We start from the raw sequence: 13166 nt of genomic DNA, 5'->3' as shown, positions 1-13166 counted from the left end.
GGAGGGGCATGCAACCGCCCTATGTCACCGCCTCCCAGATTGCCGGTATCTCCGGGCTTTCCCATGGTTTCTTCGGCCGCCGGGGCGGAGTATCCGCGGGCGATTACACGAGCCTCAATGCCGGCGAGGGATCGGCCGATTCGCCGCGCCATATCGCTGAAAACCGGGCGCGAATCTCCGGGGCGATCGGATCGCGCTGGCTGCTCTCCTGCTACCAGGTGCATTCGCCGGACGTGGTGCGGGTGACCGGACCGTGGACGGAGCGGCCGCCAGCGGACGCAATGGTGACGGACAGGCCTGGCCTCGGACTCTGCGTCCTTTCGGCGGACTGTACTCCGGTTCTCTTTGCGGACCCAGACAAGGGCATCATCGGCGCGGCCCATGCCGGCTGGAAAGGCGCCCTCGCCGGCGTGCTGCTTCGCACGGTGGAGGCGATGGAAGCGCTGGGCGCGGACCGGGCGCGCATCCGCGCCGCCATCGGGCCGACGATCCAGCAGGCGAGCTATGAAGTGGGCCCTGAATTCCGCGGAAGTTTCCTGGCCAGGGATGCGTCCAGTGAGGACCTGTTCATCCCCGGCCAGGCTGACCGCTGGCAATTCGACCTGCCCGGCTTCTGCGCGCGCCAGCTCACAGGCGCGGGGCTCAGCGAGGTGGGCAATCTTGGCCACGATACCTGCGCGATGGAGGACATCTATTTCTCCAACCGCCGCCGGAACCTGCGCGGTGAGGCAGATTATGGCCGGAATGCCTCAGTAATCGCGATTTCTGGGTAAGCAGGCCCGAATCCGGTTTTACGTGGCTTGCGACTCGCAGGCGCCTGTTACAAAAGCGTCGCGAGCCGGGCAGCAGAGGGTCGACGCGACATGAAACTTATTTCCTGCAACGCCAACCGGCCCCTTTCCGAAGCGATCGCCGACTATCTCGACATGCGGCTGACGCGCTCGGAGGTAAAAACATTCGCAGACCAGGAAATCTTCGTGCGCATCGACGAGAACGTGCGCGGCGAGGATGTATTCGTCATCCAGTCGACCTCCTACCCTGCCAATGACAACTTGATGCAGCTCTTGATCATGATGGACGCGTTGCGGCGCGCTTCGGCCCGGCGCATCACGGCGGTGATCCCCTATTTCGGCTATGCGCGGCAGGACCGGAAAACCGATGGCCGCACACCGATCTCGGCAAAACTGGTGGCCAACCTGATCTCGTCCGCCGGCGCCGACCGCGTGCTGACCGTGGACCTGCATGCCGGGCAGATCCAGGGCTTCTTCGACATTCCGACCGACAACCTTTTTGGCGGGCCGGTGATGATCGACGACATCAAGGAACGCTTCGGCAAAGACAAGATCGTGATGGTCTCGCCCGACGTGGGCGGCGTGGTGCGCGCCCGCGCGCTGGCCAACAAGCTGAACGCAGACCTCGCCATCGTCGACAAGCGCCGGCCGGAAGCGGGCAAGTCGGAAGTGATGAACATCATCGGCGAAGTAAAGGGTGCGCGCTGCATCATGCTCGACGATATCTGCGATAGCGGCGGCACGCTGGCGAACGCCGCCGCGGCGCTGAAGGAACAGGGCGCGGTGTCGGTGTCGGCCTATGTCACGCACGGCGTGCTGTCTGGCAATGCCGTGCAGCGAATCGAGAAATCGGTTCTGGACGAACTCGTGATGACTGACACGATCCAGCCTTCGGCGGATGCGTTGAAATCGAAGAAAATTCGAGTACTGCCGATGGCGCCGCTGCTGGGCGAAGCGATCCGGCGGATTGCTAATGAAGAGAGCGTGTCGAAACTGTTCGACCGCTAGACGCCCCTGCCTCACGCACATGAATAGACCCGCGAGGCGCGCCTCGCGGGTCGCTTGTTTGCGATTTCCTTACTCGGCGCAGTAAAGCAGCGGAAAGACGATGCCCTTCGCCTCGACCGCTGCGCCGCCTTCAGTACGCATCGGCTCGAACGTCGCGGAAGGCAGCTCGGCAGCGGAGGATTCGAAGCGCGGATCGGTGCAGCGGGCCACCTTGTTCTGCGGGATACCGTCCGCATCCAGATCGAATGTCACTTCGCAGGCCGCCGAGACGCGCGCGGAAGCGGCTTCCGGCGGATAGACGGGCTTCGGATAGGTGACGGATTTCGGCAGCCAGTCTGCCTGCGCCACGCCGGCGGCGGCATTCGCCGTGCGGGCCGCTTCCACCCGATCACCCCAGCCGTCGGGCGGCGCCGCCGCCTTCAGCGTTTCAGCTAGCTTGCCGCAGTCATCGAACGCGCCGCGAGGCGCGGGCGCCATGGACGCTGCGGTCGCGGCGGCGCCACCGGCCGAGGGCAGGTCCTGCGCGAGCGGGGCGAGCGCCTTGGCACTTGCCGAGACGGTAAGATCCTTGGCCAGCACAAGGCCTTCCACCGACTGGGGATCAACCTGCTCACCTCCGCGCCAGACTTCGAGATGAAGATGCGGGCCGGTGGCCTGGCCGGACTGGCCGAGCGTACCGATCACTGTGCCCGGCTCGACCGTGTCACCGGCTTTCACCTTGATCGTGTCGAGCTGGCCGAAGCGCAGGGCGGTGGTGCCGGCGGAGACTTCGACGAGATTGCCGTAGCCTTCCAGGAACTCGGCACGGGTTACCTTGCCGTCAATGGGCGAATGCACGGCGGCGCCAAGCTTGTCAGCGAGGTCGGTTCCGCTGTGCAGTTTCTGTTCACCGGTGATAGGGTGCTTGCGCAGGCCAAAGGGGCTGGTGAGCCTCGCCTTGTCGAGCACAGGATGGGCGTAGGCAATGTTTGTCGCTGCGGCAGCGGTTGCCGGGCCGCGAATGAGCACGCCCTGCGCGACGGCGAGCGGCGCGGCGCAGGCGAGGATGGCCAGTGCAGCGAGGCCGCGGCGGCGCGGACGCGTATCGTCCGTGAGCAGAAGATTGACGCGCATCTTGAGCGTTCCGTCCTTCTTCAGCACCATGGCCGCGACGGGCAGCGAGGTGACAGGGCGGGCAAACCGAGCGGCGCGGGTGATCGCGCGGGCATAGGCGATGCGGTCGCCGGTGAGTTCGGCAGCGGCCTCGTCAACGACCGCTTCACGCCAGTAGTCGAGCTCCGACCGGATGGCCCAGGCAAAAGGCGAGAACCAGAAGACATCTGCCACGACACGTTCCAGCGGGCGCATCAAGAGATCGCCGCGCTTCAGGTGGACCAGCTCGTGGACGATGATCTCCGCGTCCCCTTCCCGGCCCGCGAGCGCGGCCGGCAGGAAAACGGCGGGGCGCACGAGGCCCGCGAGAAAGGGCGCGCCCTGCGGGATGATGCGCACCTGCGGCATGCGGGCGAGCCCCATCGCCTCTGTCCAGTGGCGCAAGGGGCGGTTGACGGGATAGGACCGCCCCTTGAGGACCTGCAGACGTACCTGGCTGACGAGCCAGAGACCAAGGCGCACTGCCCATCCGGCCACGAGCGCGGCGAGGACCAGTGTACCGGCTTGCGGCAGGGCGAAGGCCGTGCCTGCCATGGCCACTTCATCCGCACCCGGAGCGACCTGGAACGGCTCGTAGATCGGAAGGTCCGCGATCGGGGCGGCCGCGGGCGCTGGCAAGGCCGGCACGACGAGGGACAGGAGGAAGGGCAGTGGCACCAACAGCGCGGCGCCGCGCCAGATGGATTGCGCGGCGCGCGGGCGGCTGCGACGGGCGGCGAAGCGTGCTCCGGCCCAGACCAGGCCGCTCCAGCCGAGTGCGAGCAGGACAAGAACCAGCGGGCTCATGCCTTGCCTCCCTTGCGGTCTTCTGCGGCGTTGATGATGGCGTCGAGCTCGTCGAGTTCGGCGTCTGAGAGGTGCGGGCTTTCCGCAAAGAGCGCGGCGGGAAGCGGGCCGTCCATGTCGAGGATCTGGCGCGTGAGATGGCGCACGAGGCCGCCGAGCGTGGCGGTGCGATCGATCGCGGCGGTGTAGACGGCGAGGCCATGCACCTCCTGCCGGGCTACCCATCCTTTCTCCTCCATGCGGGCGATGAAGGTGCGCGTGGTGGAGGCCTTCCACCCCTGGCCCGGGCCGACGGCGTCATGCACTTCGCGGGCACTCTGCGGGCCTCTGGCCCACAGGTGTTTCAGGATGGCAAGCTCTGTGAAACTTGGCTGGGACATGGGCGCCTCGCAATCAGCAACACCGATACGTTACATTTGTAGCGCATCGGCGTCAACTGACGCGGATAGGTTGCTCCGGAAGTGAGCTTGGCCTGTTCGCCGGCTTGGGTTGGCCTGTGAGGCGATGCGATCAGGCCGGATTCTTCAGGTAGGTGATGAGGTCGGCGCGGTCCTGCGGGTTACGCAGGCCCGGGAAAGCCATGATCGTACCCGGGATGTATTCTGTGGGCTTCTCAAGATAGGTAAAGAGGTTTTCTTCGGTCCAGATCACGTTCGAGTTCTGGTTGGCGTCCGAATACTTGAAGTCCGGGATCGTACCCGACTCGCGGCCGACGATGCCGTAGAGCGACGGACCCACATTGTGGCGGCCTTCCTGCACGGTGTGGCAGGCCATGCACTGAGCGAAGACGCGTTTGCCCTTGGCGGCGTCGCCGGTGTAGGACGTAAAGTCCGTCCCGCCGGCCGCAGGGGCGGCTGCTTCGGTCGGTGCCGGCGACTCGGCGGGAGCCGCTTCCACCGGCGCGGCATCTTCGACGGGTGCAGGTTCAGCTGCCGGCACGGCTGCGGGGGCAGGCGCGGAAGACTCGCCCGAACCGCCACAGGCTGCGAGCGTGAACGCGAAGGCAGATGCCATCGCCAGGGTCAGACGCTTGGTGTCAAATCGCATTTGTTTCCTCCAAAGAATACTGGGCGCGGGATGGTATTGTGCCGGAAACCCGCGCCAAGGTTTCATTCGGCGTGTTTTTGAACAATCAGGGTCCGCTCGCGCCATTCGGCGAGTTCGGCCGGATGGGCCTCAACATAGTGACGCAGCCAGGCGGCATATTGTTCCGGCGCGCCAGCGATATCTTTTGCCAGCGCCTCCAGTGAAACCCAGCGCACAGCCTGCACCTCGTCCGGGTTCAGGACCGGCGCCGAGGATGTGCGGCCGAAATAGAGGTGGGGAATTTCGTTCTCGATCATGTCATTGTCGAGATAGGCGACGTAGCGGCTTTTGAACCCGAAGGTCAGCTTCAGGCGCAGGCCGACCTCTTCTTCCAGGCGGCGCACCGCCGCCGCGCCGGTCGGCTCGCCGGGTCTCGGATGGCCGCAGCAGGCATTCGCCCACTTGCCGGCCGAGTGGTACTTGCCCGCGGCCCTCTGCTGGATCAGGCAGTCGCCGTCGGCATTGAACACGAAAATGGAGAATGCGCGGTGCAGCAGTCCATCCTGATGGATGCGCCACTTGTCGCCGTTTCTGAGCGCCTCGTCGGCCTCGTCCACAAGGATCACCTGCTCGAACTCGTCGCTCACGCGCCTGCTCCTTCTGGGGCAAAGCTAGTGCCAGCCCGGATGAAGGTCAAACCGCGTCCGGTTCGGGGGGCAGACCTACTCGACTGTCCATCCGCGCGGGGTACGGCGGGCCTGCAGCGTGACGGGGGCATCCTTCACCCGCACCGGCACCGGTTGCCGCACTGCAGCGTAGCGCAGCACGAGCGCAGCGCCCGCCAGCATCAGGCCGGCAAGGGCAGTCGTCATGGCCACGAGGCTGGCGACAAAGATCAGCATCGCGCCAATCAGCACCTGCGCCGCAAATGCGAGGCCAGCGCGAAGCGAGGCCAGGTAGTCGGGGGTGCGGTTGGGGGGAAGTGTCTGGTCCATTGAGCCTCACGATCAAGGATCAAGATGGCGGCATGAAGGCAGCGCGTCAACGCACTCGTGTGCGACCAGAGTGTGCAATTTTGCCCTGCGCGAGGGTTAATCAGTCCTGACGGACCAGCAGGCCGCGTTCCGCACGGATGCGCGCGTAGGCCGCCGTTATGGCTGCGGCTTTGGCGTGGGCGGCGTCCTCGAACTCGCGCGGAGCGCCCATCTGGACGATACGGTCCGGGTGATGGTCCGCCATCAGACGGCGGTAGGCAGAGCGGATGTCCATGAAAGCCGCATCATGGGCAACGCCCAGGATATGATAGGGGTCATCCCGCTCGGCGCCCAGATGCGTGGCGCGGATCCTGCGGAAAGTGGCGCGGTCGAAACCGAAGGCATCCGAGACGTTCTGCAGGTAGGTCAGTTCCGCCTCGGTCACCACGCCGTCAGCGCCGGCGATCTGGAACAGGCCGTCCAGCACGCCTTCCAGAAGGCAGGGCCGGTCGCCGTAGCGCTTGCCGATCCGGCGTGCGTAGGCCTCGTAGCCCCGCACCGTCTGGCGCGCGAGCGTAAAGACACGGCGCACATTGTCGGCTTCCTCCGGCGGCGCACGGAACACCCGGGAGAAGGCCATGATCTCGCTATCGGAGACCAGACCGTCCGCAGCGGCCATCTTGGCGCCCAGCCCGACGACCGCGGCGGTGAAGCCCACATCGTTGGGATCCGGCGCGCAGCCGTCTGCCCCGGCGCTGTCGAGTTCGGGTTCGGGTCCGGTGTCGAAAAGGCGCCGGCCACTGTTGAGAAGGGTCGTCCAGAGGCTCATGGTCGAAATACCTATAGCAGGTTGCAGCCCCGCTTGGACAGCACCCGCCCATCAAAGACGTGTGAAGCCGCCTCCCGGGCCGGCGCGGCTCGATTAAACCTCAGCCATGCAGGCAGAGCGGTGTGAGCCGGATCAGCCGCCGCGCGCCGCAATCATGGCCTTCAGCGACTGGATCTCGGCCCGCATCTCCCGCAGCATCTGCATCATCTCGCTGCGGTCCGTCTCAGCCTCCACAAGGTCTTCCTCTACCTGACCGAGCGTTTCCTCGATCGACTCGTCACGTGCCCGGATTTCCTCGATCGCGCCGGTCACGTCCGCCGAGGCGTGTCCCTCCATCGCCGCCTCAAGGCTCTCGATCTGCTCGCCGATGGCCGCCTTCTGCTCTTCGGTCAGCGCCTCAACGATCAGCGCGATGAACAGGTTCAGGATCGCGAAGCTGCCGACAAAGATGAAGATCAGGAAGAAGACCCACGCATACGGATGACCGTCATCCGTGACCGTGTCGAGCAGGTCCGACCAGCCGTCCATCGTCATCAGCTGGAACAGTGTCATGGCGGAATCGGGCAGGGTGCCGAACATCTCGCGCACGTCGGCATTGGCTGTGTTGCCGTACATGTTGGTCGCCATCACGGCGCCGACATAGATGACGAGGATGATCACAGCGAGGATCGCGCCCATGCCGGGGATCGACTTCAGGAGCGCCTCGGTGATGCGCTTCATCATTGGCACGAAGCGCAGGAGCCGCAGCACGCGCAACACCCGCAGCGCCCGCAGCACGGTGAACACCGAAGCGCCGGGAATCAGCGAGAGCGCGACCACGACGAAGTCGAACACGTTCCAGCCGACCCGGAAGAACTGCCACCGGTACACCCAGAGCTTGGCCGCAATCTCGGCGACGAAGACGGCCGTGACCGCGCCGTCCAGAAACTCGAGGATCGCAACGGCAGCGCCCGGCAGCGAATCCCTGTAGGTCAGCACGCCCAGCGTCAGGGCATTGAAGATGATCAGCGAGGTGATCGTCGTACGAATCGACGGGCGTTCGAGGAAGGCCTCGATCGCGGAGTTGCTTGTCTCGTAGTCGAGTGTTGCGCGCGCCATTCTGGCTGTCCCCCTGTCTACGCTGCACGTCTGCCGGAGGGGTGTTTGCCCTGAGCCGGCGCGCCTGCCAACCTTGCAATCAGCAGCCGGTCATTCCGCCGAGGTGGTCGTGTCGGAAACGATCAGCCATTCGCCGTCCTGCTTGCGCAGCACCAGCGTGTAGAGACCGGACAATTCCTCGTCCGCGAGTTTCACATGCCAGCTGCCATGCGCGATGGCGGCGTCGGGCGACAGGATGTCGATCTCGTAGTCGGTGGTTGTCAGCTCGCCCATCCCTTCCCGGCCGGGATAGCGCACCTTGTAGCGCGCGAGCGTCGCGTCATAGCCCCGCACGACCGTGCCGCCGGACGCAAAGCGCAGGTCATCCGACGGCCAGTAGCCTTGCATGAAGCCTTCAATGTCGCCCTCGTTCCATGCGGCGTCCTGGGCTTTAAGCAGCGCGGTGATGGTGGCGGCCTCGGCGGCCTTCGCTTCGGGCGTCAACGCGGCTGGCGCGGTGGCGCAGGCGCACAGCAACAGGAAGGCAGCGCCGGTGAAAGCGGAACGGATCATGCGCAATCTCCCCTGGAATGATGAGGCTCAGCAGACGGCGAGTCAGCCCGGCGTGCAAGCCGTTCAGTAGGTCGGCTTGGGCTCCGTGCCGGACGTCTCACGCGCCGGATCCGCGGCCACCGGTTCGGGCTCGGCGGCCGCATAGACGGGTGCCGGCGAAGGCGCAGGGGCCAGCGCGGGCGCAGGTTCCGGCGCAACAACCTCGTCCACCACCTCTTCGGTCTCGTACGTCTGCTCCGGCTCAGCCACCGGCTTCTTGCGGAAGCCGAACAGGCCGCGCGGCTTGTCCTCGCCTGCGGCGTTGCCGGCCTCGTCTTCCTCGAGCGCTTTCTCGGCACGGCGAGCCTCGCGCTCACGCCGGTCGGCGTGACGGTCATAGCTCATGTTGTAGTATTCCCACGCGGTGTGGGTCAGCGGTTTTGGCGTCAGCTCGAGGCCGTACATCCGCAGGCGTTCCACTACCTCATCGCGCAGGTGCATGCCAGGGAATGCGTCCGCCTTGAACCCGTGCGACTTCATCCAGTCGCGCACGTCCCAGCTGCGCACGCGGCCGATCTCGGCCGGCAGGGCGCCGTGGTGGACTTCCCAGAAATAGAGCGCGGCGATGCCGTTGATGGCCGCGTCCATCGCATCATCGAGCACCGCGCCCGGCGCATTGCCCTGCGCGAGCTGCGCGCGCAGCGACAGCTTGCGGGCTTCGAGCTCCTGGTAGGTCACGCCGATCACGGCGATCCCGTGCCGGTTGGCATTGATCAGCGCGCGGTTGACGCCGTCGAGCTGGGGATGGCGGATCGGCAGCAGTACATCCGGGCCGACTGCCGGATTGGCTGCGACCTGCGACAGCTCGCTGGTCATGCGCTGCAGGTTGATCCGCATTTCATGGCTGATGCCTTCAAGCGCTGATTGCCGCCCGGCGCGCGTATCCTCGCGCATGCGCCAGAGGTGCCAGGCGACCAGCGTCATCAACGCGGTCAGCAGGCCCAGACCGGCGGTCAGGAAGGTGTAAAACTGCGCTTCGCTCATTCTGAGATCCCCCCGAGGCACTGCCGAAGCAAGCAAGGTACGCGCCAGTTCAGGGGCGCAGCGGCAGTCTTAGCTGCCGAGCACGCGACCTGCAATGACCCGCAATCTATCAAGAAGTTCAGGATCGCGGGCTTCGGGCGCTGTAATCAGTGCAAAATCCAGACAAGAATCAATACCTTGGGGCGAGGGGGTGCGGACGGACCCGTTCAGTGCCTCGGCCAGCCGGACAATCGCGTGGCGGGCGAGTGCACTGTTCCGGTGCATGACTTCGAGCACGTTTGTCACCGTCACGGCCTCGGTTTCGGCGCGCCAGCAGTCATAGTCGGTGACCATGGCGAGCGTCGCATAAGGCAGCTCCGCCTCGCGGGCGAGCTTTGCTTCCGGCATGTTGGTCATGCCGATCACGTCGCAGCCCCAGCTGCGGTAGAGTTTAGATTCCGCCAGCGAGGAGAATTGCGGGCCTTCCATCGCGAGGTACGTCCCGCCCCGGTGGACTTTGCCGCCGACAGCCGCCACCGCGTCGGCCGCCAGGCCCGACAGGCGGGCGCAGACCGGCTGGGCCATCGAGACATGCGCCACCATGCCGGGGCCGAAGAAGGTTTTCTCGCGCGCAAAGGTGCGGTCGATGAACTGGTCGACGGCGACGAAATCGCCGGGCGCATATTGTTCCTGCAGCGAGCCGCAGGCGGAGACCGACAGGATATCGGTGCAGCCCGCCGCCTTCAGCGCCGCGATGTTGGCGCGGTAGGGCACGTGCGTCGGCGTCAGCCAGTGACCCTTTCCGTGGCGGGGCAGGAAGACGAGGTCCACCTTGCCGATCCGTCCGCGCACCAGTGTGTCCGACGGCGCGCCCCAGGCGGTCTCGATGCGCTCCTCGCGTCGGTCCTCGAGCCCGTCGATGGCATACAGTCCCGAGCCGCCAATGATGCCGAGAGTCCAGGTGCTCATGGGGTCAGTCCTTGAAAATCTTGCGCATGCCGAACGGCGGCGGGGAGAGCGGGTTGACGGTGGTCAGCTCCACATCATTGGCGGGCTGGTAGCCGAGGCCGGCATAGAAATCGATGAGGCGGGGCTGGTCGGCGCGGATCGCGAGTTGCGCGCCCGCCATCCCCGCCTCGCGCCCCGCCGCTTCAAGGGCGTCGAGGATCACGGCGCCGAGCCCCTGCCTCTGGAACGCCTGCTGTACGCCGATGCGTTTGACTTCCATCCATGTGCCCTGCCCGCCCGGTCCAGGCACCGCAACCCATCGTCCGGAGCCGATGGTCTCGCCGCCATGCATCAGGATCGCGCCGCCGCCCCGGGCAATCTGCGCTGCGACCGTCTCCGGTGTCTCGCGGAATACGGTAGACTCCTGCGAAACCCGGCCGGTCCAGATGCGGCGCGTCAGGGCCTCAATGAGAAAACCATCCGCCGGGGTCGCCCGGCGGATGGTTGTTTCAGTCTTCAGGCTGTCAGCCAGAGCCTAGTGCTCCACTTTCCGCCAGATGCGCTTGTAGGAGAACCACAGCAGGATCGTCAGGATGCCGAGATATACCATCGTGGCGAGGCCGACTTCCTTGCGGGCCTGCAGTTTCGGATCGCCGGCCCAGGCCAGGAACTGCGCGACGTCTATGGCCATCTGGTCGACGGTCGCCTCGGTCCCGTCGGTATACTCGACGCGGCCATCGGTCAGCTGCGGGCCCATGGCGAGGAAACCACCGGGAGGGGCGTGACGCGGATCACCCAGATAGTTCGGCTTGGTGTCGCCGGCCATGTAGGGGTTGTAGTACTGGCCGGCCGGCTGGATCAGGTAGGCCGGGCCGTGATGCGGCTTGTATTCGCCGAGTTTCTCGAACTTCGCCATGTCGATGACGGTCGTGTAGACGGTCTCGCCATTCTCTTCCGTGATCCGGTCCTCGTACATCGAGAAGTCCGGATAGCCGGTGAGCAGGCTGTAGATATACGAGGCGCCGCCGACACGGGCCTTGGTGATCACCGACAGGTCAGGCGGCAGGGCGCCGCCATTGGCCGCGCGGGCAGCGGCATCGTTTGGGAACGGCGAGCGGAACCGGTCAGCCGGGGTGGCCGGACGCAGTTCATACTCACCGGCATCGTTCGGGGTCGGGCTGACGATCTCGTTCTCGGCCGCAAGAGCCTTCACGTACGGGTTGTCGTTCGGGTTCGGGAACTCCGGATCGTAGAACGGCCCCCCTTCTTCACCGAGGTTGCGGTAGCTGAGCAGCTTCATCGCGTGACAGCTTGAGCAGACTTGCTTGTAGACTTGGTAGCCGCGCTGGACGGAGGCCTTGTCATACTGGCCGGTGGCGCCTTCGAAGGGCCAGCCGCCCTCAGGGGCGTGGGCCTGCTTAGAGCCGCCAGCAGCATGGGCGAGCCCTGCGAAGGCCAGGCCGGCAAGACCGGCTGCGAGGATGCGGAAGGTTTTCATCGTCTCTCTCCTCACCTGGCTCATTCAGCCGGAATGGCAGTGCCGGACTTCGGCTTGTGGGCCTTCAGTACGGATTTGTGGATCGACTCGGGCAGCGGCTTGGTTTTCTCGCCAAGGCCGATGAAGAACAGCATGGCGAAGTAGCCGAAGTACATGACCGTCAGGATCAGCGACAGGTGCCGGAACGCGAAGGTCGGCGCCGGAACCGCTGTGATGCTCGCGCCTGCCGAAGCGGGCAGGGTCGCCATGAAGGCCTTGGCCGCCTCAAAGGCTTCGTCGCCACCCTTGTAGGTAGATGAGGCAACGGCGCCGGCCGCGTCGGTGTAGCTGACCACGAGGCTCGCCTCGCCCTGCAGCGCCGGGATCACCGCGGCATCCGGATTGGCGGCGCCGCACCAGCCCAGAAGGAGGCAGACGACCACAAAACCCAGGAAGAACTGACGGGCGACCGGGCGGTAGCGCATCGACTTGACCTTGGATGTATCCAGCCAGGGCAGAACGAACAGCACGGCAATGGCGGCGAACATGAAGATCACGCCGAGCAGTTTGGCATCGATCGGACCGAGGTCGAACGTGATGGCGCGCAGGATCGCGTAGAATGGCAGCAGATACCATTCCGGCACGATGTGCGACGGCGTCACGAGCGGGTTGGCTTCGACATAGTTGTCGGCATGGCCCAGCACATTCGGCGCATAGAAGACAAAGAAGGCGAACATGATCAGGAAGACCGCGATCGCGAAGCCGTCCTTGACCGTGTAGTACGGGTGGAAGGGCACGGTGTCCTTCTCGACATCCTGAACTTCCACGCCGGTCGGGTTGTTGTTACCCGGCACGTGCAGCGCCCAGATGTGGAGGATAACCACGGCGGCGATCATGAACGGCAAGAGGTAGTGCAGCGAGAAGAAGCGCTGGAGCGTCTGGTTGCCGATCGACGGGCCACCGAGGAGCCAGGTCTGCAGGCTTTCGCCGACGAGCGGGATGGCGCCGAACAGCGAGGTGATCACGTTGGCGCCGTGATAGGACATCTGGCCCCAGGGCAGCATGTAGCCGAGGAAGGCGGTCGCCATCATCAGCAGGTAAATCACGCAGCCGAGGATCCAGAGCACTTCGCGCGGAGCCTTGTATGACCCGTAATAGAGGCCTCTGAACATGTGGATGTAGACGGCGAGGAAGAACATCGAGGCGCCGTTGGAATGGATATAGCGCAGGAGCCAGCCGAACGGCACGTCGCGCATGATGCGCTCGACCGAGGCGAAGGCGCCGTCGACGCTGGCCTCATAGTGCATCGCGAGGATGATGCCGGTGATGATCTGGATCGCCAGGCAGACCGCAAGGATGCCGCCGAAGACGTACCAGTAGTTCAGGTTCTTCGGCGTCGGAAAATTGATCGCCGTGTCATTGGCAAACCGGATGATCGGCAGGCGCTTGTCGAGCCAGCGCTCGAAGGCCGAGTTCGGTGTGTAGGAGGATTCATGTCCGCTCATCTAAAGGTGTCCTTCTCA

The 13166-nt window shown here is 65.2% G+C and carries 15 protein-coding genes; 2 read left to right on the top strand and 13 right to left on the bottom strand.

Annotation, left to right across the window (positions count from 1 at the left end; genetic code table 11):
- Positions 1-8 precede the first annotated feature (8 nt).
- Together pgeF and Q0C17_RS11245 are read left to right on the top strand one after the other, a co-directional pair.
- Positions 9-773, top strand: a complete 765-nt coding sequence (gene pgeF, locus Q0C17_RS11250; RefSeq protein WP_291206004.1) for a peptidoglycan editing factor PgeF — start codon at positions 9-11, stop codon at positions 771-773.
- Positions 774-863: 90 nt separating this feature from the next.
- Positions 864-1799, top strand: coding sequence for a ribose-phosphate pyrophosphokinase (locus Q0C17_RS11245; RefSeq protein ID WP_291206001.1), 936 nt, complete (start codon positions 864-866; stop codon positions 1797-1799).
- A 69-nt stretch (positions 1800-1868) separates the two neighbouring features.
- Here Q0C17_RS11245 and Q0C17_RS11240 read toward each other — a convergent pair whose 3' ends face one another.
- The 13 genes from Q0C17_RS11240 to Q0C17_RS11180 form a co-directional block, all read right to left on the bottom strand.
- Complete coding sequence (locus Q0C17_RS11240) at positions 1869-3737, bottom strand: peptidoglycan DD-metalloendopeptidase family protein (protein WP_291205998.1); 1869 nt, start codon at positions 3735-3737, stop codon at positions 1869-1871.
- Positions 3734-4117 carry a BlaI/MecI/CopY family transcriptional regulator gene (locus Q0C17_RS11235; RefSeq protein ID WP_291205995.1) on the bottom strand — a complete coding sequence of 128 codons (384 nt, stop codon included), beginning with the start codon at positions 4115-4117 and terminating at the stop codon, positions 3734-3736. The genes Q0C17_RS11240 and Q0C17_RS11235 overlap by 4 nt, the downstream gene beginning before the upstream one ends.
- A gap of 130 nt (positions 4118-4247) precedes the next feature.
- The gene (locus tag Q0C17_RS11230; RefSeq protein ID WP_291205992.1) at positions 4248-4784 is read right to left on the bottom strand and encodes a cytochrome c family protein; all 537 of its coding nucleotides are present in this window, start codon (positions 4782-4784) and stop codon (positions 4248-4250) included.
- Positions 4785-4846: 62 nt separating this feature from the next.
- A complete protein-coding gene (gene idi / locus Q0C17_RS11225) occupies positions 4847-5410 on the bottom strand; it encodes an isopentenyl-diphosphate Delta-isomerase (protein ID WP_291205989.1) in 564 nt (187 codons plus the stop codon).
- 75 nt (positions 5411-5485) lie between these two features.
- Positions 5486-5758: a hypothetical protein gene (locus Q0C17_RS11220; protein ID WP_291205986.1), complete on the bottom strand. Its 273-nt coding sequence runs from the start codon at positions 5756-5758 to the stop codon at positions 5486-5488.
- A 100-nt stretch (positions 5759-5858) separates the two neighbouring features.
- Positions 5859-6566 (bottom strand): TerB family tellurite resistance protein, encoded by a 708-nt coding sequence (locus tag Q0C17_RS11215; protein ID WP_291205983.1) that lies wholly within the window; start codon positions 6564-6566, stop codon positions 5859-5861.
- 132 nt (positions 6567-6698) lie between these two features.
- Positions 6699-7664, bottom strand: coding sequence for an ion transporter (locus tag Q0C17_RS11210; RefSeq protein ID WP_291205980.1), 966 nt, complete (start codon positions 7662-7664; stop codon positions 6699-6701).
- A gap of 90 nt (positions 7665-7754) precedes the next feature.
- A complete protein-coding gene (locus Q0C17_RS11205) occupies positions 7755-8216 on the bottom strand; it encodes a nuclear transport factor 2 family protein (protein ID WP_291205977.1) in 462 nt (153 codons plus the stop codon).
- Between the two features lie 63 nt (positions 8217-8279).
- The gene (locus Q0C17_RS11200; RefSeq protein ID WP_291205974.1) at positions 8280-9239 is read right to left on the bottom strand and encodes a hypothetical protein; all 960 of its coding nucleotides are present in this window, start codon (positions 9237-9239) and stop codon (positions 8280-8282) included.
- 69 nt (positions 9240-9308) lie between these two features.
- Positions 9309-10187: an S-methyl-5'-thioadenosine phosphorylase gene (locus Q0C17_RS11195; RefSeq protein WP_291205971.1), complete on the bottom strand. Its 879-nt coding sequence runs from the start codon at positions 10185-10187 to the stop codon at positions 9309-9311.
- Between the two features lie 4 nt (positions 10188-10191).
- Positions 10192-10545, bottom strand: coding sequence for a GNAT family N-acetyltransferase (locus Q0C17_RS11190; RefSeq protein ID WP_366914815.1), 354 nt, complete (start codon positions 10543-10545; stop codon positions 10192-10194).
- Between the two features lie 156 nt (positions 10546-10701).
- A complete protein-coding gene (locus Q0C17_RS11185; protein WP_291205968.1) occupies positions 10702-11664 on the bottom strand; it encodes a cytochrome c1 in 963 nt (320 codons plus the stop codon).
- Between the two features lie 20 nt (positions 11665-11684).
- On the bottom strand, positions 11685-13148 hold the full coding sequence (locus Q0C17_RS11180; RefSeq protein WP_291205964.1) for a cytochrome b N-terminal domain-containing protein: 1464 nt from the start codon (positions 13146-13148) through the stop codon (positions 11685-11687).
- Positions 13149-13166: the final 18 nt, after the last annotated feature.

It is taken from the genome of Hyphomonas sp., assembly GCF_022844445.1.
Classification (GTDB): domain Bacteria; phylum Pseudomonadota; class Alphaproteobacteria; order Caulobacterales; family Hyphomonadaceae; genus Hyphomonas.
The sequence above is the reverse complement of the archived record's forward strand: the minus strand, read 5'-3'. Positions and strand labels throughout refer to the sequence as shown.

Coding starts and splice junctions, on each gene's coding strand:
- pgeF (WP_291206004.1), top strand. CDS start 9: ATGCAACCGCCCTATGTCACCGCCTCCCAGATTGCCGGTATCTCCGGG.
- Q0C17_RS11245 (WP_291206001.1), top strand. CDS start 864: ATGAAACTTATTTCCTGCAACGCCAACCGGCCCCTTTCCGAAGCGATC.
- Q0C17_RS11240 (WP_291205998.1), bottom strand. CDS start 3,737: ATGAGCCCGCTGGTTCTTGTCCTGCTCGCACTCGGCTGGAGCGGCCTG.
- Q0C17_RS11235 (WP_291205995.1), bottom strand. CDS start 4,117: ATGTCCCAGCCAAGTTTCACAGAGCTTGCCATCCTGAAACACCTGTGG.
- Q0C17_RS11230 (WP_291205992.1), bottom strand. CDS start 4,784: ATGCGATTTGACACCAAGCGTCTGACCCTGGCGATGGCATCTGCCTTC.
- Q0C17_RS11220 (WP_291205986.1), bottom strand. CDS start 5,758: ATGGACCAGACACTTCCCCCCAACCGCACCCCCGACTACCTGGCCTCG.
- Q0C17_RS11215 (WP_291205983.1), bottom strand. CDS start 6,566: ATGAGCCTCTGGACGACCCTTCTCAACAGTGGCCGGCGCCTTTTCGAC.
- Q0C17_RS11210 (WP_291205980.1), bottom strand. CDS start 7,664: ATGGCGCGCGCAACACTCGACTACGAGACAAGCAACTCCGCGATCGAG.
- Q0C17_RS11205 (WP_291205977.1), bottom strand. CDS start 8,216: ATGATCCGTTCCGCTTTCACCGGCGCTGCCTTCCTGTTGCTGTGCGCC.
- Q0C17_RS11200 (WP_291205974.1), bottom strand. CDS start 9,239: ATGAGCGAAGCGCAGTTTTACACCTTCCTGACCGCCGGTCTGGGCCTG.
- Q0C17_RS11195 (WP_291205971.1), bottom strand. CDS start 10,187: ATGAGCACCTGGACTCTCGGCATCATTGGCGGCTCGGGACTGTATGCC.
- Q0C17_RS11185 (WP_291205968.1), bottom strand. CDS start 11,664: ATGAAAACCTTCCGCATCCTCGCAGCCGGTCTTGCCGGCCTGGCCTTC.
- Q0C17_RS11180 (WP_291205964.1), bottom strand. CDS start 13,148: ATGAGCGGACATGAATCCTCCTACACACCGAACTCGGCCTTCGAGCGC.